At 38.0% G+C, this 22,943-nt stretch carries 25 protein-coding genes and 1 tRNA gene; 7 read left to right on the forward strand and 19 right to left on the reverse strand.

Annotated features, from left to right (window positions below):
• Positions 1-36: 36 nt before the first annotated feature.
• Complete coding sequence (locus V3I05_RS02250) at positions 37-1,320, reverse strand: citrate synthase (protein WP_343353877.1); 1,284 nt, start codon at positions 1,318-1,320, stop codon at positions 37-39.
• Positions 1,321-1,643: 323 nt separating this feature from the next.
• Between V3I05_RS02250 and V3I05_RS02255 the strand changes: the two genes are divergently transcribed.
• A complete protein-coding gene (locus tag V3I05_RS02255; protein ID WP_300450892.1) occupies positions 1,644-1,889 on the forward strand; it encodes a hypothetical protein in 246 nt (81 codons plus the stop codon).
• 6 nt (positions 1,890-1,895) lie between these two features.
• Here V3I05_RS02255 and V3I05_RS02260 read toward each other — a convergent pair whose 3' ends face one another.
• From V3I05_RS02260 to V3I05_RS02280, 5 genes are read right to left on the reverse strand one after another with little or no spacing between them, the layout of a single operon-like run.
• A complete protein-coding gene (locus V3I05_RS02260) occupies positions 1,896-2,492 on the reverse strand; it encodes a YqiA/YcfP family alpha/beta fold hydrolase (protein WP_343353879.1) in 597 nt (198 codons plus the stop codon).
• On the reverse strand, positions 2,492-3,232 hold the full coding sequence (locus V3I05_RS02265) for an RluA family pseudouridine synthase (RefSeq protein ID WP_300446822.1): 741 nt from the start codon (positions 3,230-3,232) through the stop codon (positions 2,492-2,494). The genes V3I05_RS02260 and V3I05_RS02265 overlap by 1 nt, the downstream gene beginning before the upstream one ends.
• Positions 3,232-4,470, reverse strand: coding sequence for a lipid IV(A) 3-deoxy-D-manno-octulosonic acid transferase (gene waaA, locus V3I05_RS02270; RefSeq protein ID WP_300446824.1), 1,239 nt, complete (start codon positions 4,468-4,470; stop codon positions 3,232-3,234). The genes V3I05_RS02265 and waaA overlap by 1 nt, the downstream gene beginning before the upstream one ends.
• Positions 4,471-4,496: 26 nt before the next feature.
• Positions 4,497-5,267, reverse strand: coding sequence for a zinc ribbon domain-containing protein (locus V3I05_RS02275; RefSeq protein ID WP_300446826.1), 771 nt, complete (start codon positions 5,265-5,267; stop codon positions 4,497-4,499).
• Positions 5,268-5,288: 21 nt separating this feature from the next.
• Positions 5,289-6,068 carry a Nif3-like dinuclear metal center hexameric protein gene (locus tag V3I05_RS02280; RefSeq protein ID WP_300446828.1) on the reverse strand — a complete coding sequence of 260 codons (780 nt, stop codon included), beginning with the start codon at positions 6,066-6,068 and terminating at the stop codon, positions 5,289-5,291.
• 216 nt (positions 6,069-6,284) lie between these two features.
• Here V3I05_RS02280 and purB point away from each other — a divergent pair, with 216 nt between their 5' ends.
• From purB to V3I05_RS02295, 3 genes are all read left to right on the forward strand, one after another.
• Positions 6,285-7,619 (forward strand): adenylosuccinate lyase, encoded by a 1,335-nt coding sequence (gene purB, locus V3I05_RS02285; protein WP_300446830.1) that lies wholly within the window; start codon positions 6,285-6,287, stop codon positions 7,617-7,619.
• A gap of 336 nt (positions 7,620-7,955) precedes the next feature.
• Positions 7,956-8,864, forward strand: a complete 909-nt coding sequence (locus tag V3I05_RS02290; protein ID WP_300446832.1) for a toxin-antitoxin system YwqK family antitoxin — start codon at positions 7,956-7,958, stop codon at positions 8,862-8,864.
• Positions 8,865-8,912: 48 nt separating this feature from the next.
• A complete protein-coding gene (locus tag V3I05_RS02295; protein ID WP_343353880.1) occupies positions 8,913-9,683 on the forward strand; it encodes a carbon-nitrogen hydrolase family protein in 771 nt (256 codons plus the stop codon).
• Between the two features lie 62 nt (positions 9,684-9,745).
• Here the strand turns inward: V3I05_RS02295 and hemB are convergent, their stop codons facing one another.
• The 13 genes from hemB to V3I05_RS02360 form a co-directional block, all read right to left on the reverse strand.
• Positions 9,746-10,714 (reverse strand): porphobilinogen synthase, encoded by a 969-nt coding sequence (hemB, locus tag V3I05_RS02300; protein ID WP_300450886.1) that lies wholly within the window; start codon positions 10,712-10,714, stop codon positions 9,746-9,748.
• Positions 10,707-11,993, reverse strand: coding sequence for an ArsS family sensor histidine kinase (locus V3I05_RS02305; protein WP_295699911.1), 1,287 nt, complete (start codon positions 11,991-11,993; stop codon positions 10,707-10,709). The genes hemB and V3I05_RS02305 overlap by 8 nt, the downstream gene beginning before the upstream one ends.
• Before the next feature lie 8 nt (positions 11,994-12,001).
• Positions 12,002-12,682, reverse strand: a complete 681-nt coding sequence (locus V3I05_RS02310) for a response regulator transcription factor (protein WP_295699909.1) — start codon at positions 12,680-12,682, stop codon at positions 12,002-12,004.
• 342 nt (positions 12,683-13,024) lie between these two features.
• Positions 13,025-13,357, reverse strand: a complete 333-nt coding sequence (locus tag V3I05_RS02315) for a CiaD-like domain-containing protein (RefSeq protein ID WP_295699907.1) — start codon at positions 13,355-13,357, stop codon at positions 13,025-13,027.
• Entirely contained in the window at positions 13,339-13,605 is a 267-nt protein-coding gene (locus tag V3I05_RS02320) for a tetratricopeptide repeat protein (RefSeq protein WP_295699906.1), read from the reverse strand. The genes V3I05_RS02315 and V3I05_RS02320 overlap by 19 nt, the downstream gene beginning before the upstream one ends.
• Positions 13,606-13,979: 374 nt before the next feature.
• Positions 13,980-14,055 (reverse strand) — tRNA-Ala (locus V3I05_RS02325).
• A gap of 23 nt (positions 14,056-14,078) precedes the next feature.
• The gene (locus V3I05_RS02330; protein ID WP_300446841.1) at positions 14,079-14,795 is read right to left on the reverse strand and encodes a 1-acylglycerol-3-phosphate O-acyltransferase; all 717 of its coding nucleotides are present in this window, start codon (positions 14,793-14,795) and stop codon (positions 14,079-14,081) included.
• A complete protein-coding gene (locus tag V3I05_RS02335) occupies positions 14,779-15,870 on the reverse strand; it encodes a hypothetical protein (RefSeq protein ID WP_300446844.1) in 1,092 nt (363 codons plus the stop codon). The genes V3I05_RS02330 and V3I05_RS02335 overlap by 17 nt, the downstream gene beginning before the upstream one ends.
• A gap of 1 nt (position 15,871) precedes the next feature.
• The gene (gene purQ / locus V3I05_RS02340; RefSeq protein ID WP_300446846.1) at positions 15,872-16,540 is read right to left on the reverse strand and encodes a phosphoribosylformylglycinamidine synthase subunit PurQ; all 669 of its coding nucleotides are present in this window, start codon (positions 16,538-16,540) and stop codon (positions 15,872-15,874) included.
• Positions 16,540-16,779 (reverse strand): phosphoribosylformylglycinamidine synthase subunit PurS, encoded by a 240-nt coding sequence (gene purS, locus V3I05_RS02345; protein ID WP_295699895.1) that lies wholly within the window; start codon positions 16,777-16,779, stop codon positions 16,540-16,542. The genes purQ and purS overlap by 1 nt, the downstream gene beginning before the upstream one ends.
• Positions 16,780-16,789: 10 nt before the next feature.
• Complete coding sequence (purC, locus tag V3I05_RS02350) at positions 16,790-17,506, reverse strand: phosphoribosylaminoimidazolesuccinocarboxamide synthase (protein WP_295699892.1); 717 nt, start codon at positions 17,504-17,506, stop codon at positions 16,790-16,792.
• A 9-nt stretch (positions 17,507-17,515) separates the two neighbouring features.
• Complete coding sequence (locus tag V3I05_RS02355) at positions 17,516-18,844, reverse strand: S41 family peptidase (protein ID WP_300446848.1); 1,329 nt, start codon at positions 18,842-18,844, stop codon at positions 17,516-17,518.
• 134 nt (positions 18,845-18,978) lie between these two features.
• Positions 18,979-19,977: a hypothetical protein gene (locus V3I05_RS02360; protein ID WP_300450881.1), complete on the reverse strand. Its 999-nt coding sequence runs from the start codon at positions 19,975-19,977 to the stop codon at positions 18,979-18,981.
• 89 nt (positions 19,978-20,066) lie between these two features.
• Between V3I05_RS02360 and V3I05_RS02365 the strand changes: the two genes are divergently transcribed.
• The 3 genes from V3I05_RS02365 to V3I05_RS02375 all read left to right on the forward strand — a co-directional run bounded on the left by V3I05_RS02365 (position 20,067) and on the right by V3I05_RS02375 (position 22,829).
• Positions 20,067-20,582 carry a peptidylprolyl isomerase gene (locus V3I05_RS02365; protein ID WP_300446852.1) on the forward strand — a complete coding sequence of 172 codons (516 nt, stop codon included), beginning with the start codon at positions 20,067-20,069 and terminating at the stop codon, positions 20,580-20,582.
• Between the two features lie 21 nt (positions 20,583-20,603).
• Positions 20,604-21,929, forward strand: coding sequence for an MFS transporter (locus V3I05_RS02370; RefSeq protein WP_343353884.1), 1,326 nt, complete (start codon positions 20,604-20,606; stop codon positions 21,927-21,929).
• Between the two features lie 105 nt (positions 21,930-22,034).
• Positions 22,035-22,829: a tRNA 2-thiocytidine biosynthesis TtcA family protein gene (locus tag V3I05_RS02375; RefSeq protein WP_300446856.1), complete on the forward strand. Its 795-nt coding sequence runs from the start codon at positions 22,035-22,037 to the stop codon at positions 22,827-22,829.
• The last annotated feature ends 114 nt before the right edge of the window (positions 22,830-22,943 follow it).

Consider the following 22,943-nt stretch of genomic DNA (forward strand, 5'->3'; position numbering starts at 1 on the left):
CATTATTATAGCGAAAAACCCTTAAATACACTTAAGCTATTTTCCTATATATACTTGACGTGGTCGAGTAATCCTTGCTGTTGGATCTTTAATATGCTCTAGTAGCTGTGCGCACCAGCCCGGCATTCGTCCAATAACAAAAATAGGTGTAAAGAGCGATACAGGAATTTTAAGCGCAGAAAGAATAATACCAGAGTAGAAATCCACATTTGGGTAGAGATTTCTCTCTACAAAATAGCTATCACTCAAGGCTATTTCTTCGACTTTATGGGCTAAATCACTCAAACGTGAATCCATCTTAATACCCTTAGTATCTAAGTCATCTTTGAGTTTTTTAAGAATCTTAGCGCGAGGGTCATAATTCTTATACACACGATGCCCAAAGCCCATTAGTCTGAATGGATCATTTTTATCCTTCGCTTTAGCGATGAATTTATCGACATTTTTTGCATCGCCAATTTCATTAAGCATATCAAGCACTTTTTCATTTGCTCCACCGTGTGCAGCACCCCACAAAGCGTTAATTCCAGCACTTAATGCCGCATAAGGGTGTGCTCCTGTGGAAGCCACATTGCGCACAGTAGTGGTAGAGGCATTTTGCCCGTGGTCTGCGTGGAGGATAAAGATTTTATCAAGTGCCTCTACTTCTAGTGGTGTAATCTCACTTGCTCCATTGGCAGTTTGCTTCATTTTGCCACCCGGATAAGCACGAAGCATATAGAGGAAATTCTCTACATAGCCTCGTTCTACATCGGGATAAATATAAGGAATACCCAAAGAATGTCGATAAGCGAAAGCTACAAGTGTAGTAATCTTGGCAATAGCGCGTCTCGCCATCACTTGTCGCTCTGCCTCATTACTCATATCCAAATGATGAAAATGGAATGTTGAGAGTGCTGAAAGTGCAGCGGATAAATTTGCCATAGGGTGAGCTGTATCAGGGAATGCGTTAAAAATATTAATCAACCCTTCGTGCAAAAAACTGCGATGCATAAGTTCAATTTCAAATTCTTTAGATTCTGTGTCATTAATGGGCGCTTCACCTGTAATAAGGAGCTTGCATATATCTGTAAAATGATATTTTTCCACAAGTTCAGCCAAAGGCATACCTTTGTATAAAAGCTCCCCTTCTTTACCATTAATATAACTAATAGTAGATTTGCATCCAGCTGTTGAGCCATAGCCCGGGTCATAAGAAAAAATATTAGTGCGTTCAAAAAGCTTAGAAAAATCTACTGCCTTAGGCCCTCTTGTGCATTCGATAAGTTCAAAATCAAAGCTTTCTTTTGTTTCGTTATTGGTTAGCGTAATTGTTGCCATGCCTCTCTCCTTTTGAAATATATAAAGTCATATTTTCAATTATTACACAAAATTTTTATTAAAGTCAAAAAAAAATTAAATTTTTATACAAAATTTGTGCCAAAAGTGCTAAATGATACATTTATGAATTTCGTATGCTAACTTATAAATATTTCTATTTAAAGGTTTTTGGGAATTTTTTGTATAATATATAAGCTGAATTTATGAAAAATGAAGGAGGAAGGATGTTAGAGCAGAACACAAAACATAAGATTATTTTAACAGCACAGGATAGGAAAGAACTTGCCCCATTGTTACATATTACTCAGGCTGAGTGAGAGCTTATGCCACAAGAAGTATTAGAAAAGCTTGAAATCCTTGAGGAAGGGCAGAAGGAGGGAGGTTTTAAAGATCTTGAGCAAATTGTTGAGGAATCCATACACCTTGTAGAATCTCTTACACCCAGTCATACGACTCTCAAGCGAAGACATCTTAAAGACTATTTATGGTGGGAGACAAATTACCGCATTTTCTTGGCACAGCGTAAAGCACAACGAGCTAGACGCAAGAGTAATAAAAAGAAGTCTTAAATTATTTTAATTGTGTAAAAATGGATAAAGATTCTCATAAAGTGGGGCAAAATCAGTAATGATATGCCCTCCTTGCAAATGCACTATTTTGGCATAATGCTGCCAATAGGCTTGTGAAGTGCTCCCATCAATGAGTTCATCACTTTCACTTAAACACACCGCTCCGTTTATATTTGATATGGTATTTGGTATAGGCAGGCGCAGGGCGAAGGCATAACTTTCCCAATGCTTATCACAGAGGGTGAAATGCTGCTGCGTGGTGCTATTTATTTGTGGCTTATCTATATATTTTTTCAATTGTCCTAATGGCTCAAATACAGGATTAAAAAATATAAAAACACAAGGGAGAGGCACATTAAGCGTATCAGCATAAAGCATAAGCTGCCATAGGTAAAATGCTCCCAAAGAATTGCCAATAAACCCAAAAGGCATAGTGGGCTTATATACCATTAGCTGCTCTTTGCAGCTTTGCAGATTTGTCCTAAAGTCCCCGCCATTATCATAAACAAGTTGCAAAGGCTTTAAGTGTAAGCCCTCGCATATTCGCTGATATGCTAGAGAATCTTTTGATGAATGGAATCCGTGTGAATAAAAAAACTGCATTACAAATGCTCCATTTGTAACTCTTGAGGGACAGGCGAGATAAATTCATAATCTAAAAGCGCAATTTTATGGGCGTGAAGCATAAGCCTGGGGGCATTATCTGCTATGCCATAGATTCTATCACCATATATGGGGTATTTGATACTTTGAGTATGCACGCGAATTTGATGTGTGCGCCCTGTGGTAATCACTGCTTGAACCAATGTCTTTTTACCCACTATGGCTAATGGTGTAAGCTGTGTATGCGCCTCTAAGCCATTTTTATCAATATATGATTTAGCAAAGCCCTTTTTTATAGTGAGTATGGGCTTCTCTATCTGGATAGAATCCATAAGTCGTCCGTGTAGGAGGGCTATATATTCCTTATATACCTCCTTATCTTTAAATGCCCTTTTTGCCCTCTTGTGAAAAGCACTATTTTCCTTAATCAGCAAGATAACACCGCTTGTCTCCCTATCTAGCCGATGGAGCAAAGACCAGCCCTCAAACATCGCACATAAATCATAAGATTCTATAAAGGGTGGCTTAGCAAGGGCTAAAATGTTTTCATCGCTAAATAGCACTTGAGGTTTTTTAACGCTTAATATTTCAAAAGTCGCACTATAAGGTACTTCCGCCCGAGCAAGAGTGAGCTTCTGACCTCCCAATCGCACCAAACCTTGATCAATCAAAGCCTTAGCCTGTTTATGCGAAAGCTGATGATTATGCGCTAGGACTTTGTATGCCTTATCTTTGAGCATTAGTGAATCTTTTGCAAAAGTATATTGAGCTTATCGTGTGAATTTGTCTTAATGGCACTCTTAGGGAGCAATTCCCATCTAGAAAGTGTATCACTAAGGCTTTGAGGAGGGATAAGCACATAATTTTCCACTGATTCAAAAAGTGCATATTGGTTAAAGATATGTTCCCCGCTAATAAGTCTTGTGCCAAAAAATGCCGGTTCAAGCGGATTATGACCGCCCACATTTGTAGTAAAGCTCCCGCCAAGTATCACTACATCGCTTATCGCATAGAGATTATTCAGCTCCCCTAATGTATCAATGACTATCACATCATACTGCTCACAAGATTCTAAATGTGTCTGTGAAAATAATGCCGTGCGAGAAAAAAAGCTCATACTTAAATCATAAGCTTCTTTAAAACGTTCAGGGTGGCGAGGAGCAAGGAGCAAAAGTGTTGTAGGGGATTGTTCTTTAAAGGTTTTAAAGGATTCTAAAATCAATCTCTCCTCCCCTCTATGTGTGCTTGCCCCGATGAAAAGTGGCATAGAGGGCTTTGTATAATGTGTGCTAACACAGGGGGTATTAAGCGTCTTAAGATTCCCAAAAACTTCAATATGAGTAGCGCCTAAGGCTTCAAGGCGTCGTTTATCGATATGACTTTGAGCCAATACCTCATCAATGAGGGCAAAAATCCCCTGATAAAACCACGCAAACCGCTCATAGTTCTTGTATGAACGTTGCGAAATACGTGCGTTAATAAGTAAAGTGTGTGCGTTATGAGATTTAGCCATAAAAAAAAGTATTTTCCACATCTCTGCTTCTGTCACAACTAATGTTTTAAGCCCCTTGCATTGCTTACTCCACAGAGGCAAAAAGATTTCAAAAGGGAGATAGCGCATGATAATATGTGCCTTAGAATCTGCTTTGTTTCCATACAAACGTTTTGCCTCATTAAAGCCTGTATGCGTGATAGTGGTGATTAAAATATTTACAGATTTATTGTAAAAGGCATTAATGAGCGGCTCGAGTGATTTTACCTCGCCAAAGGAGCAGGCGTGAAACCAATAGTGTGGCTCATATTCAAGCTTTTTGATAAAAAAAGGGAAAAATCGTGCCGGTATAGAATCTTTATGCTTTAAGCGAAAACTGCTTGCAATCAAAAAGGGAAGCGCGATAATATACAGCAGCACACATAAGCAGTAATAACCAAGAGGAAAAGGAAAGGAGACTTTTTGTGTGTGTTTTAAGGTATCCACATTATGTATCCAACGACGTCTAAGGATTATGCCTTAGCTTTTTTCTTGGGCTTTGCCTCTGCTTTTACAGATTCTTGGGCAGATGCCTTTGCTTGAGAATCTGCATAGAGTATTCTTCCGCAATGAGGGCAGTTAATAATATCATTGCCTTTTAAAATCTCATTATAAATCGTATCATTAAGCTTGATAAAGCAGCCGCCACAGGCTTGTTTAAACACAGGCACTACGCTTGTATTGAGTGCCCATCGTCTAATTTTGGCATAAAAACTAATGACTTTATTGTCCATTTTTGCTACCAAAGATTCTTTTTCTTCAAAAAGATCTTGTTGAGCTTGTTTGATTTCTTGCACCTGCTTTTGTGTTTGTGTTTCAAGGGCTTCAATTTCGCTTTTTAGCTGCTCGAGTTTAGGTGTGTAGGATTGCTTTTCTTTGTTTTTGTTCTCTTTGAGTGCTTCAAGTCGCTCTATTTCAGCATTAGAATGTGTCATATTCTCTTTGGCAATATCTGTTTCCACATCAAGTGCGCGCATTTCCTTTTCTGTTTTGACCTCTTTTTGCTTTTTAGTAATTTGCTCTAATTTTGCGGAAGATTCTTGAATATTGCAGTCGTGTCGGGCAATCTCGAGTTCGATATTTCGTGTTTCTTCATTGAGGGATTCTATATCTTTTAATGTTTGCCTTTCTTGCTTAATTTTTTCATTAAGCTCGTGTCGCACTTGGGCAATTTTGGGCTCTAAATCATCGATTTGCTTATCAAAATGGGCTACTTGTATGAGCTCTTGTAAATGCTTATTCATCACTTGTCCTTTGAATGAGGGTTAATCTCTTGGCTTATTTAAGCAGAGAGAGAATGGATTTTCACAATCTGCAATTATAACGTTATATCCTGCATTTTGCAAAATAGAATCAAAAATTTCTACAAAATATTTCTCACTTTCATAATGCCCCATATCAATGAGGCTAATCCCCATACTCTTAGCTATCATCGCATCGTGGTGCTTCACATCGCTTGTAATAAAGCAAGTACTGGGAGATGGTGGGATGCAAGAGAGCAGAGAGCAACCGCTGCCACAGACAATATATACATCGCTAATACTATGCTCCTTTATAGATTCTACATCGCCCTGTATGTATTGCATATAGTCTGTTTGCAGTGATTTGCATACATATTGCGCGAGATTTGGCAGTGATATAGGTGCTATGCTCCCATACATAAACAATCCTTGCGCGACAAAATGCTCCCATTGCAGCACTTTATGGGTAAGATAGGTATTAAGATGAGATTTATCAAAATTGGTATGCAAACTTATCACACAGCAATGCTTCTGTAATAGAATCTGCGCGATATTGGCAGGATACCTATCTGTGCAAAAGGCATTTAAAGGCTGAAAAAACAAAGGATGGTGGGTGATAAGCAATGTCTTTGGTTGAAGTGCTTGTGCGATATTTAGATTGACCTCTAAGCATACGAGTATATGCTCAAATGTATCATTCATACTTCCTAGATTTAGCCCACTCTTATCCCAAGATTCTTGCGTATCAAAGGGCGATATATGATGACATAGTTCATATATATCCTTTACTTTATTGTATTGCATATCTTTCCTTAAAAACATAGAACTTCAAAATCATAATTAAAGCAAAAATAATAGATTCTAAACCTTAAAAACTAACCCGATACAATGCAAATCAGCTATAAAGTTAATTTTTAAGCGCAAGTGGGAGATTTTGCCTTATCTTATCACTCTCTTTGTAGAGTAATTTTGCAAACTTTGGCTAAAATTTGCTTTGTTTTTATTAATTAAGGAGATATTATGGTAGAGCGATATGCGCGTGAGGAGATGAAAAAACTATGGGATATAAATGCTAAATATTCCGCGTGGTTGGCGGTAGAAAAGGCATTAGTGCGCGGGTGGAATAAGCTAGGTGTCGTGCCTGATGAAGATTGTGAGAAAATTTGCAAAAATGCAAGGTTTGATATTGCACGTATTGATGAAATAGAGAGTGTTACAAAGCACGATTTGATAGCCTTTACTACAAGTGTGGCAGAAAGCTTAGGAGAGGAGAGCCGCTTTGTGCATTATGGAATCACAAGTAGCGATTGTATCGATACGGCTGTGGCATTGCAAATGCGAGATTCTCTGCATATTATCTTACACGATATAGAAGAGCTAAGAACTGTGATTAAAACGCGCTCCTTTGAGCATAAGGATACACTTATGGTTGGGCGCTCCCACGGGATTCACGGAGAGCCTATCACCTTTGGACTAGTCTTAGCGATTTGGTATGATGAGCTAGGGCGGCATTATGAGGCGTTGCAATCTACGCTAGAAGTCATCTCCGTGGGGCAGCTAAGTGGCGCAATGGGGAATCTCGCCCATACGCCCATTGAGCTAGAAGAGCTTGTATGTGCGGATTTAGGCTTAAAGGCAGCAAGAGTGAGCAATCAAGTCATTCAACGTGATAGATATGCAAGACTAATGAGCGATTTAGCCCTTTTGGCTAGTAGCTGTGAGAAAATCGCAGTAGAAATCCGCCATTTGCAACGCACAGAAGTCTATGAGGCAGAGGAATATTTCGAGGAAGGGCAAAAGGGCAGCTCGGCTATGCCGCATAAACGCAATCCTGTGCTAAGTGAGAATATCACAGGGCTTTGCAGAATGATACGAAGCTTTGCACTTCCAGCGATGGAAAATGTCGCATTATGGCACGAGCGTGATATTAGCCATTCAAGCGTAGAACGATTTATCCTACCTGATGGCTTTATCACTACGGATTTTATGCTGTTTCGCTTGAAAGGATTGCTTGAAAAGCTCGTGGTGTATCCTAAGAATATGATGAGAAATCTTGAGCTTACCGGCGGACTTGTATTCTCTCAGCGAATCTTGCTCGAACTCCCTAAGAAAGGTATCTCACGTGAAGAATCTTATAAAATCGTCCAACGCAATGCAATGAAAGTGTGGCAAGATTTACAAAATGGTGGAAATGCGATGAATGCCAAAGGCGAGAGCCTCTATCTACAATATCTCTTAGCAGATAGGGAGTTAGTGAGTCTCATTGGTGAGCAAACCATTAGAGAATGCTTTGATTATGGCTACTATACGAAAAATGTCGATGCCATTTTTAAACGTGTATTTGGTGAAAACTAGCGCATTTCTAAACTTCTAAAACGGGACAAAAGGCTAAAATAATGGAATATATTTTTCACATCTTTATTTCGAACTAAGCGTAAAAAATTGCAAAATGAGCTTAAACAATTAGAGCTTATAAAGATAGGCCACAAGATGGGAGCGAAACGGTATACAAAGCTTATAAAAAGGCTTCAAGGGGAAGCAGTCCTACAAGAGTGGACTTATGCACATACCAAAGTACTACTTTGTAAGCAGGTCTTGCATTTACTTAGGCAGTATATGAGGGCTTAGACATAAAGGTATTGAGAAAGATAAATAAATGCCGATGTAGCACGTAGCCATAAGGAGAAAATGATGTTACGATATATAATAATGTGTTTAGGCTTGGCTAGTGTGTGCGTAGGGATTGACCTAGAAATACGGACAATCACTAAAAATACGGCTGGTGAGATATTGCAGGGCAAAATAAGCTATATCAAAGGCACGGAAATTAAGCACGGGCGCGAGGCGTGGTACGATAAAGATGGGCATTTAATAGAACAAATGCACTTTATCAATGGGCGCAAAGAAGGGCGAGAACTAAAATATTCGCACGAGGGCGAAGTGATTTATGATGCAAACTACAAAAACAATAAACTTCAGGGTATCGCCCTAGCCTATTACCCTAATAATATTCTTAAAAGTGAAATTTATTATGATGAGGGCAAAATCATTGGTAAGGCAAGGTGGTATCACGAGAATGGCGCACTTGCTAAAGAGGCAAACTATAATGATGATATATTAGAGGGAAAACTCATAGAGTATCATACAAATGGCAAAGTTTCACGGCAATATAATTACAGAAATGGTAAGATAGAAGGTGTAGTAAAAGCCTACTTCCCTAATGGCAAAATTGCACAAATGAGCACATATACAAATGGTGTGCAAAATGGTGAGAACAAGCAATATGATGAAAGTGGTATTGTGCGCTTAGAATCTCACTTTGCCAATGGAGACAAGATAGGAGCCGAGCGAAGTTACGATAAAAATGGCGCACTGATCACAGAGCGAGTATATAACACAGGAATACCTAAAGAAGTAAAAGTTAGCTGGTTTTATCCCAATGGGAAACTTAAAATGCAAATGCTCTATCAGGACAATCAAGCATTGTGGCAGAAAGCCTATAACGAACAAGGGGAGGTGAATGCTAAGCTTGATTGCAAGGCAGAAAATTGCCTCGCTGGTTTGGGCGAAATAAGCACACATAGTGGTTTTGCAGAATAAACCATATATGCTACAATTTTAGACATCTTTACCACCTAAGGATATGATATGAATATTGCTCTTTTGCAGCTTTTACCACTTGAGCCCAATAATGGGCGATTAAAAAAATATCTCCAAAGTTGCAAAAAACAAAAAGTGCAGATTGCGGCATTTAGCGAATATATATTTCAGCCTTTTTATAAAGAAATTACTAAAGATTCTAAAGATTTTGCAAAATCTTGTGCAAAACTCCTCTCACATTTGCATAAACTCTCTGTAAGCTATCATCTTGATATAGTCGCACCTATATTGCTTTGTGAAAAAGGTAAAGTATATAAAAGTATTGCGCTTATACAGGGTGAGAGGGTGCAATTTTATCATCAGCAAAGGCTCATAGGCTATTCGCATTGGAATGAAAGGGCATTTTTTGATAATGTCTTACCAAATTCGCCTAAAACACCCCTTGTATTTGAAAAAGAGGGTATAAAAATAGGCATTATTGCAGGATTTGAAATACATTTTGATGAAATATGGCTTAAACTAAAATCTGCAAAAGTTGATGTGGTAATAATGCCTTGTAGCAATACATTTGATTCTAAAGAACGTTGGCGTATTTTATGTCAAGCACGTGCTTTTAACAATAGTATGGTAATTTTACGTCTTAATGCTATTAATAGCCTCTCTTATGGTGGAGTAATTTGGCAATTTTATGGCGATAGTATGTTTGTCAATGCAGATGGACGTATTAAGGATAGTCTTGATAATCGAGAAGGTGTAATGCTCGTAGAGCTAGAAAAATTATATATTGAGACTATACAAAAAGAATGGGGATTTCGATAGGGCTATATCCTACAAACAAAGCAAAATATATCAAATAGCATATAAAAATATTCATTAAGTCTTTAGGATAGAATTTGGGCAATCTCTTTAGAGTGATAGCTAATAATAATGTCCGCTCCGGCTCGTTTAAAGCCTGTAAGTGTCTCAAGTAGCACTCGTTCATAATCAATAAGCCCTGCTTTTTGCGCACATTTTAGCATAGCATACTCGCCACTCACATTATACACAGCTAAGGGAAGCAAGGTATGCTCGCGTATATCGCGGACAATATCTAAATATGCAAGGGCGGGTTTCACCATTAAAATATCCGCTCCCTCCGCTTCATCAGTAAGGCTTTCTAAAATTGCCTCTCTACGATTAGCGCCATCTTGCTGATAAGAATGTCTATCGCCAAAGCTCGGTGCAGAATTAGCCACATCGCGAAATGGTCCATAATAGCCACTTGCAAATTTTGTAGAATAGCTCATAATGGGGATATGTGTGAATCCGCCTTTGTCTAAATAAGCGCGGATAGTAGCCACCATACCATCCATCATCGCACTAGGGGCTATCATATCGCCCCCGCAGCTTGCAAGTACAAGGGCTTGCTGCCCTAGAATCTCTAAAGTAGCATCATTATCAACACTATTAAGATTCTTATCAATTATGCCACAATGCCCGTGGTCCGTATATTCGCAAAAGCATAAATCAAGCGCAACAATCATTTGAGGAAAATGCTTTTTAATAGCCTTAATAGCTTTAGCAATAATACCTTTATCGCTTAGAGCCTCGCTCCCGCAGGAATCTTTATGACTTGGCAAACCAAAAAGGATTATATGATATATGCCAAGCTTCAAAAGCTCTTCACATTCTTTAAGAATATTATCAACACTCATTTGATATACATCAGGCATAGAGGGAATGGCATTTTTGATATGCTCACCCTCTATGACAAATAGCGGATAGATAAAATCATCCTTGCGCAAATGCGTCTCTCGCACTAAAGCTCTCATCGGGGCTTTGAGACGAGTGCGTTTGAATCTTCTAAACATTATTCTTCCTTTTTAAGGGGCTTGGCTTCTTGTCAATAAGACAATAGTTTTCTACCACACAATGATGAATAATAAATATATTATAGCCATTTTCGTGCTTATAGCTGAGGTTAAAATCCTGATTATCAAGGGTGTTTTTAATAATATACATACCCAATCCAAATCCTTGTGATGACGCTTTTTTAGCGTCTTTGAAATAGGGCTTGAAATAAGCTTCTAGTGGGTGGGTGAGCGGGTCCCCTTTTGAGCTTGTGTAAAGGCGGTCATTTTTTGTATATACTCTTACTTTGCCATCTTTGCTGTATTTGATAGCATTGTCAAGAAGATTTTTAAGTGCAATCGCAAACAAATCAAAATCAGCCTTAATAAGTGAATCGGGCGAATCAACTGCAATAGGGCTATTGGCGTCAATAAGTAGCATATCTTCAGCATGGACAATTAAATCAGCAAGGAGAAATTCTTGCTTGTTGATATGGTAGTTTTGGGAATTGATTTGCTCAAGCTTTGCAAATTCATTAATCAACTCATTAAGACGTGTGAAGCTGGAGGAAAGCTGCTCCCTTTGTGTAGGGTTTTCTACCATTTCAGCGACAATGCGTCCTTTTGTAATGGGGGTTTTAAGCTCGTGCATAATGGAGCGCAAAAGGAGACTGCGAGATTCATTGAGAGATTTAATTTTATTTGAGGCTTTGTAAAACTCGCGATAGAGCTCACCAATCTCATCTTTAGAAGTATTTTCTTCATCTTGTGTGCCAAAGTTACCTTCTGCAAATTGCTCTATTTGTCCTTTGAGAATCTTAAGAGGCATAAGACTTTTAAGCACAATAAAAAATACAAAAGTCAGCAGCATAATGCCAATAAGTGTGATTATATAAAAATCTTCATAAGTTTTACGTGAATTGTCTTTATAGAGTGTTGTTTCATCATTGGTTTCTAGGAGGATATAGATACCATCTCGAGTATTGATAGCTTTAGCAAAAATACCATCAAAGCCGTAAGGAATCTTATTGATTTCTTGTAAAACCTTCTTAATCTCCTCTTCTTCTACGGGGATAAATTGTATATTTTCTAAATATTGTTTAATCGTGTTGAGATTGCCCCCATATTGCATGATTTCGTTAATGGTGGCTGTAAATTGTTTATAGCGGAGCTCAGAACGGAGATTTTCATTCTCAATATGATCTTCAATAAAATAATATGAGATAGCAAAAAAGCTAAGTAAAGCACATAAAAATAAAACAATAATTTTAAAAAAAATAGAATGTCGAATTTTCAGCATAAGATGCCTTATGCTTCAAGTTTGTAGCCTACACCACGCACAGAGATAATGTATTGTGGTTGCTTGGGGTTTTCCTCTATCTTAGAGCGCAAACGCCCAATGATAACATCAATGCTCTTATTGGAGCTTTCTGGATTGATTGATTCAGATTCTATGGCGATTGCTTCACGTGAGAATACGTGTCCCTTTTTACTAATAAGCAATGTGAGAATCTCATATTCTGCGCGAGTTAATTCAAGTTTTTTGTCTTTAAAGAAAACTTGACGACTATACTTATCGATTTTAAACACACTATCTTTTTCTTTGTCTTGTTCTTTGACATTTTTCTTATTGTAGCGTCTAAGGAGAGATTGGATTCTCGCTACAAGCTCCTTTGGGTCATAGGGCTTTGAGATATAATCATCGGCTCCGGATTTAAGTGCCTCGACCTTATCATCTACATCACTTCTTGCAGAAGAGACAATAATAGGGATACTATTTTGCTTTGCTATTCTTTTACACACTTCAAGCCCATCAAGATTAGGTAATGTCAAATCGAGGAGTAAAATGTCAAAGTGTTTGGCATTTACTGCGCTCATACCTGTGTAGGGTTCATCATAATTAGTAACATTCATATCATATTGCTTAAGATAACCTGTGATAATTTCTGCTAATTCTACATCATCTTCAATCATTAAAACTTCTAGCATAATCCAAAACCTTTATTGAGTAAGTATAAAGTAAGCGGAAATTGTATAACAAAACACTTTTTAGATAGCTTAAGGGAAATACGCCTCATATAAAGCAAGACAGAAAGGAATTATAGGAGATTGAAAAAAGGAAGCTGCTCAAGTGGGGGTCTTGAGCAGCTCCATAAAGGTTTGGTTGTTTAATGTGAGTATCTAAAAACAAGGAGGAAGCTGGAGGGGGATAACCTCCTTGTTTTTGAGATGACACCCACAATGGGTTAATCCATCACCTTGCCCTATCTCATTCGGGTCAAAGGATAAGAAGCATTGTAAGTGATATTGGCAAATGTAAATTTAACAAGATTATTTTCTTAAATCATTTAATCGTTCAGCAATAATGCTAAGTTGGTATTCAAGGAAGTTAATAGTAAGGCTAAGCTTTGTTTGTAAATTATGATTCTGTGGAGCATTTAAACCTTCAAAAAGCACCAATAAACGCTCTTGGAGCATTTCTAAAAATTCATATTCCTCACGTAAAGATTCATTTGTTTTTGGAATATTTGGAATATTTTGAGGATATGCTGGAGTAGAGATAGGTGTAGTATGTATGGAGATATTTTTTTGTAAATCCATAGAATTTTCATTGGGTTGGGAGAGTTCATTAAGTGTTTCAAGTATTAAATCTTTGAGTTCCATTGCAGTAGCCACCTTTGAAATTGAAGTATATCCTCTTGTGTAGACAGCTCCATAAATATATGTTTTTGTTCTTCATTGACAGGAGGGAAATGCTTTTGTACAAGCATAAGACGTTTAATTGCTATTTGGGCTTCTTTGTTTTCTGGGCGTTCTAAGAGAATCTCCCGATATATCTTAAGCGCATCTTCTTTGAGTCCCATCATTTCATAAATTCGTGCAAGAGAAAGTGTTTTGATACTATTTGCCATATATGTCCTTTGATGGATTGCAAAAAGTATTATATAATGTTTTTATTTGCAAAGACTTTAAAAGAGCTGTATTCTATTTTGATTATCCATAACGCTCTCGCTTAGCCTTTTCGAGAAAAAATTTGGGTGGGAGATATGAAATCTTTATTTATGCTTGTAGGTTCAATTGGCAGAGAGAGAATAAGGACAGCGAGTGATTAACTTAGTGGTAAATATTACTTTATCCATCAAGCAAATCTTGAAAAATAATATGATGTTATAGGATATAGCTGAAGCTATCCAAAATGTGAGAGATAAATATATTGATAGGGTTGGTTTTTGTATTTCCAACGAATTAGATTTATTTTTAGCACTATGCGAAAAGCAGATGAAAATGGTGGAGTGTAGGGGGGTCGAACCCCTGACCTCAACGCTGCCAGCGTTGCGCTCTCCCAACTGAGCTAACACCCCGTGTTTAAAAGCCTTGATTGTGCCTATTTCTCTCTTAAAGCCTCCTTATTTAACTCATTATAATGCTTGATATATACCTCATGCATTGAATCTCGTAATTTTTCATACCATTGCTCATCTTCAAAGTTTGGCATAAAGGCGTCCATAAGCACTACTCTTGCATTATTGGTTTGTGTTTCCATAGGAGAGCTATTGTAGAGCTTGCGAGTATTAATAAGCACGGCTGGTTGGATTCTAAGCTTGAGCTTTGAAGCGAGAATCTTCGCCCCAGGCTTAAAGGGTAAAAACTCTTCCTCACCCTTACTTCTTGTCCCTTCAGGAAAAATGGCTATTGTGCGATGATTGCTAAGATGCCTTTTTGCTTCTTTAAGCAAAAAGACAATGCCATTTTTATCCTCTCTGTCAATAAGTATCATATCAGGGGCTTTAAGAGCGTGTCCATAAATTGGTATCTCACCTAGCTGTTTCTTGGCTACCCAGCATAGATTGGCTGGGTGAAATGCCTCAAAATAGATAATATCTGTTACGCTTTGATGATTGACTACCAAAAGTTGCGCGTCTTTGTCATATTCTCCTATGCGCTCTACATTTAAACCATTAAGACTAAAAAACCAGCGACATTGCTGCCTCGCCCATCTACCATTTGCCCTATTGCGCGTAATGTAAATCTGGACAATCATGATGGGTAAATAAATCGCGATTGAGAGAGTGGCAAAGAGTGCCTTAATTTTTGCTAACATATTCTTTCCTTATCCAACCAACTTTAGATTCTATAACGACTTTGTAGTAATCCTCATACTCCCCGATAATACTTACTTGTGTAGGGACTTTTACCACTTCCATAATAGTAGAATTATGTGTGGGGATAATGCTTATATTTGCTCCCACTCGTGCTATACCTGAAGTAGCACTAAAAAATATATTATAAGCTAGAATAAGTATAAGTAGAATAAGTATAGTTAAACTTATTTTGCGGATTTTTTTAAACACTATGCAAATAAGCCCAACAAATAAAATTGCCGCACCTATAAATAGATTTTTAAATATTAAAAACGTATTACGTGGTTTAATGTCCCCACCCTCATCGATTGTATTTCGCACGAGCTGAATGGGCAATGTTATATTGATAAACTGCCGTTGTGCTAAATTAAAATACTCAAAAGAGAGAGAGCGAATAGACTTATCAAGTACTACATAATAAATACCATAAGTGATGCCATCAACCACCTTGCTATTTTCTAAGCCCTGTTTAGGATACTGCGCAATTTTCATATGGCTAAGGTTGTCATTTTTGCTCTCAAATTGAAAGATAATAATATTATTTGCCTCGTCATACTCTTTCACACGATAGTCCACTACTTCCATCATATCAGCGATAACGTGATTATAATTGGGATTGTTTGAGAGTTCAATGGCTTGAAAAGTGGCACCCTGAGATACAACCTCTTCCTCATAGCTTCCATCACCTGATATAGCCTTTATGCGCAAAGGAGGGATTATTACATTTTTACCTGTAATATTATATGTATAGATATTTACTAATGTCCCATTATCGCCTGTTCTCCAATCTGGGTTTTTATTTTTTAATACTATATTGTTCTTAGAGGTGAAATCCACCAAGTCTGTGCTTACAAGCTTTGCCCCTGAAAGCAAGGTAAGAGTATATTTCACCTCAATATGTTGTCCTACATATAGGCTTGTATCTGCATTAGGAAACTGCACATTAAGGTAGGCAATCTTTGGCTTTGTATCTGCAAAAACACTCCCTATACATAGCAGCATAACTAAAATGGTATATTGTAACTTTTGTGGCATTTTATCCCTCTAATGGAATCTGCAATAAATTATCAAGCATTGCCACACCATCGCAACTGCCAAGTATAGCCTCAATGGCTCTTTCAGGGTGAGGCATAAGCCCAAAGACATTTTTATTTTCATTACACACTCCCGCGATAGCCTCTACTGAGCCATTGGGGTTATCTGTATATGTAAGCAAAATTTGTCCGTTTGCTTTAAGTTTTTCTAATCCCACTTCATCAATAAAATAATTTCCATCAGCGTGGGCTATAGGGAGCTTAAGCTCTTGATTCTTAGAATAAGAGCGTAAAAATACATTATTTTGATTAGCGACTTTTAATTTTTGCATTTTTGAAATAAAATGCAGATTCTCATTACGTATTAACGCACCGGGTAATAGCCCCGCCTCACAGAGAATTTGAAAGCCATTGCAAATCCCTAGCACATAGCCACCAGAATCTGCATAATGCTTAATAGCCTGCATAATGGGCGAAAACTGCGCGATTGCCCCACATCGCAAATAATCCCCATAACTAAAGCCTCCCGGAACTACGACAAGCTGTGCATTATCGGGCAAACTTTCATCTTTATGCCACACAATAGATACATTTGCCCCAAGTTTAGCAAAGGCATATTGCGTATCAAATTCACAATTTGTGCCCGGAAAGCGGATAACAGCTACATTCATTATAGAATCTCAATAGCATAATTTTCAATAACCACATTAGCAAGTAGCTCCTCGCACATATTTTGCACGATTTTATAAGCTTTTTGCGCATCGCTTTCATCTAAATCCAAAATAATTTCTTTTGAGAGTTTTACATTTTGCAAAGATTCAAAGCCGTGTACATACAAAGCGTGTGCAATAGCCTTTGCCTGTGGGTCAAGCACTCCCTCTTTAAGCGAAATAAGCACTTTTGCTTTCATATCCCATTCCTTATTTAGTTTCTAACATACGTCGCAAAACTTCCTCATAGGCGACTTTCACATTGCCTAAATCCTGTCTAAACCTATCCTTGTCAAGCTTTTGATTAGTAGCCTTATCCCATAAGCGACAGCTATCGGGGCTAATTTCATCGGCTAGGATAATCTCACCCTTATTATCACGTCCAAACTCAAGCTTAAAATCAACAAGTTTTAAATCCCTTTTATCAAAAAATGTCTTTAACACTTCATTAACTTTACGTGCTTGGGTTTTAAGAATCTCCAAATCACTTTGATTTTCAACCAAACCTAAGATTCTACAATGCTCATCATTAATGAGTGGGTCGCCTAACGCGTCATCTTTGTAATAAAACTCCACAAGTGTATGAGGAATCACTTTGCCATCTTCAATACCCAAACGTTTGGTGAGTGAGCCTGTGGCAATATTACGCACTACCACTTCTATGGGGATAATGGATACTTTCTTGCAAAGCATTTCATTTTCACTGAGTTGCTCTACAAAATGCGTCTTTATACCTGCTTGTTCTAAGAGTGTGAAAAGCAAAGTGCTAATGCGGCAGTTCAATGCACCTTTGCCAGATTCTGTGCCCTTTTTTTCGGCATTAAATGCAGTCAAATCATCTTTAAAAACAGCAATCACATTATTTACATCATTTGTAGCAAACAACTTCTTGCCCTTCCCCTCATAAAGCATAGTTTGTTTTTCCATCACTACTCCTTATTTACTTGGATTAAAAGTGCCTATTACATTCCACGCTTTTAATACATCAATGGCAGTCTTTAGCTGAATATCTTGGTAAATCATCGTTTGAGTAATGAGCTTTTTATCTTCATTAGCAGTTTCTGTCTTAAGATTCTGTGCGTTGATTTTATCAAGCTCTCCTTGCAAATGCCTTTTTAAATCAGATTCCTTAATGCTAAAGCTATTTTCATTCTCTGGTGCAGCCCCCGGATATACGACAATATCAGGCGTTACCCCTACCGCTTGAATCGTCCGCCCACTAGGGAGATAATATTTTGCAGTAGTGAGCTTTAGTCCCTCATTTTGGTCTAGCTGCATAACTGTCTGCACACTACCTTTGCCAAATGTCTGCTCTCCTATAAGGACGGCTCGTTTATGGTCTTGCAATGCACCCGCTACAATCTCGCTTGCACTCGCACTCCCACCATTAATAAGCACTACTACGGGTATGTCTGCATAAGGCGCACTCTTCGCCTTATATTCAATATTTTCACCTTTTGTGCGTCCCCTTTGAGTAACAATCAAACCACTTTTTATAAACAATCGACTTAAATCTACTGCTTGATCAAGCACACCACCGGGATTATTGCGTAAATCAAGGACAATACCTTTAAACTTACCGATTTGCCTTAGCTCACTTGATACATTACGTGTTACATTCTTATCAAATGAGGATATGCGCACATATACAAAATCACTATTTTGAATCTTACGCACCTTCACAGAATCTATTTTGATAATATCACGCACGATATTAAACACAAGTGGCTTTGCCTCACCTTTACGCACAATAGTGAGTTCAACCTTTGTCTTAGGCGCTCCACGCATAAGATTCACCGCATCATCAATACTCATATCAATCGTGCTTTCATCATTTACTCTTATGATAACATCACCGCTTTTTAGCCCTGCTTTATCCCCGGGTGTGCCATCAACAGGTGCGATAATGCTTAAAGCCCCATCTTTTAACCCCACGGTAATACCAATCCCGCCAAACTCGCCATCTGTGTTAGCGCGTAAGTCATCAAATTTCTTTTTGTTAAGATAATTTGAATGTGCATCAAGATTGCTTAATAACCCATCAATAGCCTTATCTACAATCTCATCAAAGCTTAATTCATCAACATAATTTTCCTCCACTATCCCCATAATACGGCGTAATTTCTTGAAGGATTCTAATTTATTGGCTTCCTGTACTTTGGGCTTGGCTTTTTGTGCTTCATCAGCCCATAATCCTACAAATAATGCCGAACTTACAAACAATGAGATAATAATACCCGCTAAAACCACTCGTGACTTATTCATTAATAAACCTTACCTTTAAGATTGTAAATTTTTATGTAGCAAAATCAAAGGGTATATTCTACCTAAAAAATTATATATTTATCTAAATTAAAAGCCAAAGTTATAGTTTAGATAAAAGCATAGAATACTCACCATTAGTAAAAATTTGTAAAGAAACGTTGCCGTTTAGAACCAAGTTTTTGACAGGATTTTTGCACAAAATTTTCATTAATGATGCCTTTATCTTGCACATCACATAAAAAATCTTGTATGACATTACGACTGACAAAAACAGGCACATAGCCCACCACTGTTCTGCTCATGATCCCCAAAAAAACACCTTTTTCATCATAAAATGCCCTACCATAGGTAAATTCTTCATAAGATTCGTGCTCTAATTCAAAGCCATACGCACGTTCTTTTTTTTGTGCAAAATCGTAATATGTAGCAGGTTTGTTAAGCTTGATACTTTGAGGGATAAATACAAATGTATTGTCCAAATAAGGATAGTATGCTTGTGTTTGGGGTGCAATAGCTGCATTTGAAGCAAACACATCAATCCCAAAACGTTTGTAGATTCTATCTTGATAATAGCTCTTAGCGCGAACTTGACAAAAGCTATCTACAAATTGTGAGACTTTCAGTAAAGCAAGTCCTGTATCTAAATCAAGTACTTTAAGTTTTAGACTTGCTACACACATCATATTTTCATTAAAATCATCTTGCATTTTAGCATACACTTTTCTAGGCACAATATCACCATTGTAGAGAATCTCCGCTGATGTGATATAAAAGCCATTTTTGAGCAATGTCCCTAGTCCTCTCTTAAATGAGCCATCAGTAAAAGAAACTTCTATGATGGCAGTGCTATAAATCCATTGTGTAGGAGCTGTGTGTTGTATGGTTTTAGAATCTAAAGCGATTTGAGAGGGAGTTTGTGCAGTGTTTATGGCGCGAGATTGTTCTTGTTTAAAGGCAGGACTTTCATTTGTATGTATTGTATCAAGATTGCTAAAAAGTTTTTGCGGGCTTTCATAGCCTTCCATTACCGCCTCTACGGAATCTTCAGAAGCATTAAGCACTCCTGCAAAACCCAAATAAATCAAACATATTATAGTCCATATAAGCGTGTGAGCCATATTTTGCTTTAGCACTCCTGTGCTCCTTCATTCAAAAATGATTAAACTAATATCGGTAGAATCCGCCAACTTTTTTATGTCACACAATAATAAAAGGAGAGGAAATGCAAAGAGAAGAATTAAAAGTTTTTGACATCAAAGAAGAGGAGTTATCAAAGTGTAATTACGCCCTTATTGAAGTAGCTAGTCCCAATGGTGAAGTATATGGCACAATGACATTAAAGCTTTTTCAAGATGTGCCACAAAGTGTTACAAACTTCGCCACACTCGCACAAAGCGGATTCTATAATGGGCTTACTTTTCATCGTGTGATACCTAGTTTTGTCGCTCAAGGTGGCTGCCCTGTGGGTAATGGCACAGGGGGTCCGGGCTATCGTATCAAATGCGAAGTAGCAAATAACAAACACAGGCACGTAAAAGGTGCCCTTTCTATGGCTCACGCTGGGCGTGATACGGGCGGGAGTCAGTTTTTTATCTGCCTTGCTCCACAGCCTCATCTTGATGGAGAACATACGGTTTTTGGCGGTATCGATAGAAAAGATTCTCAAAGTTTTGATGTGCTTGATAAGATGAAGCAAGGTGATATTATCAAATCTATCACTATTTGCGAAACTCTCTAATCGCCCTTAAAGGCAAATATAATGATGAAACATCTGCTTCCTCTGACGCTCATTGCGAGTTTGCGATTTTTTGGGCTTTTTATTGTGCTGCCTATTATTGGGCTTTATGCTGATGAATTTCACACGACTGCCTTTCTTGCGGGATTAGCAGCGGGTGGCTATGCGCTCACACAGATTATATTTCAAACGCCTTTTGGAATCTTAAGTGATAAATACAATCGCAAACATATCATTGGCATTGGTTTATTGATTTTTCTGCTTGGCTCTTTAGTGTGTGCGTTTGCTAATGATATTACTATGCTTATTATTGGGCGATTCTTACAGGGTGTTGGGGCTATTGGCGGTGTGGTGAGCGCACAAGTGGCTGATTTAGTGCGCGAGGAGGAACGCAATAAGGCTATGGCGGTGATGGGCGCGGGAATCTTTATGAGTTTTGTGCTTGCTATGTTTTTAAGCCCTATTATTGCAAGTCATTTTGGCTCCAATATGCTCTTTCTTATCACTAGCGTTTTGTGCGTGTTTTCATTGATTGTATTGTATTGGAAAGTGCCTAATACACCTAATGTCAAATATCATTTTAATGATAGCAAGATTCATGATCTCCTTACCGATAAGAATCTGCTGATTATGTATCTTAGCGCATTTTTGCAAAAGTTCTTAATGATTCTTACCTTTATGTGTGTAAGTTTCGCTCTCATCCATCATTTTTTACTAGATGAAGACGAATTATGGCTTATCTACACTCCTTCGGCGATCATAGGCACTTTAGCTATGGGTCCTGCATCAATTTTTGCGCAAAAAAAGGGGCAATTTAAAGCCGTTATGCTTTTTGGTATTTGTGCATTTGTGCTTTCATACTTTCTTATGGCTTATGCAGTCAAAGAGAGTGAAAAATGGCTTATATTGTTGATGATGATAGTGTTTTTTATGGGTTTTGCCGTGCTTGAGCCGATTATGCAATCTCTAGCTAGTCGCTATCCTAAGGCACATCAAAAGGGAGCAGCACTTGGTATTTTTACTACGCTTGGCTATGTGGGTTCAGCACTTGGGGGTATGTGCGGAGGGTGGCTCTATGAGGCGGTAGGGGTCTTTAGTCTTTCTCTTATCGTCGCAGTAATATGTATTATATGGGCTATACTCTTAATCCTCTTTTTAAGCAATCCTAAAAATCATAAAAATGTATATCTTAAACTTGAGGGGAATATCGCCTCTAGACTTAATAAGCTTGATACTTTGCAGGGCATTATTGAGTGGTATATTAACCAAAATGAGCATATTGCTATTATCAAGTACGATGCTACTTTGATTCAAGAAGCGGCTATTTTGTCGGTATTTAAGGGGGCATAATGGAACTATATGAAAAAATCATTATTGCTAGTGCGATGGGGCTATATTTATGTTTTTTAATCTATCGTAATAGAAATTACTTCACCCGCAATAAAGATAATGAAAATGAGTCCAGAAAATAATCTATTAGAATCTAGCACCTCCCCCACGATAAGCAAAAAAATTACTCGCATAGTGGGCAAGACAAATGCGCAATATAACCTTATCAAAGCAGGTGATAAAGTGCTACTTGGCTTAAGCGGGGGCAAAGATTCTATCCTACTTGCCACACTCCTTGCCTATATGCAAAAACACGCGCCCTTTAAATTTACTTTCAAAGCCTTAACGGTAGATTACGGCAGAGGCGGGGAATATGAATATATTTTTGAATATTGTCAAAAACTTGGAATCCCTTACGAACTCTACCGCACGGATATTTACCAAATCTTAGAGCAAAACAAAAGAGGGGGGACAATTTATTGCAGCTTTTGCTCACGTATGCGGCGAGGAGCATTATATAGCAAGGCTTTAGAGGGAGGGTATAATAAACTCGCCCTAGCACATCATCTTGATGATGCTGCGGAGAGCTTTTTTATGAATCTTACTTATAATGGTGCAATGCGCTCTATGCCACCTATTTATCGTGCAGAAAATGGCCTAGAGGTGATACGTCCGCTGATTTTCGTGCGGGAGAGGCAGATTATTGACTTCATCGCGCATAATCACATCTACATCGCACCAGATTGTAACTGCCCTATTAATTGGCTAGATTCTGATAAAAAGCCTTTCGCGCGTGAGGCGACAAAGCAATTTCTTAAAAATATGGAGGAGCAAAATCCCCAATTTTTCAAATCGCTCAAAAATGCCTTTAGCAATATCCACGCAGGAAGCTTTTGCGATACACGTTACATTCATCAATAAAAAGATATCTTTATCTTGATGTTTTTGGTTTCTTTTTATCGCAAAAAGATGTAATCCTGCAAGACAGAAGAATCAAGCTTCCGCTTTTTTACCCTAAAGGAATCAAGGCTTTGC

It is taken from the genome of Helicobacter mastomyrinus (assembly GCF_039555295.1).
GTDB classification, from domain to species: Bacteria; Campylobacterota; Campylobacteria; order Campylobacterales; family Helicobacteraceae; genus Helicobacter_C; species Helicobacter_C mastomyrinus.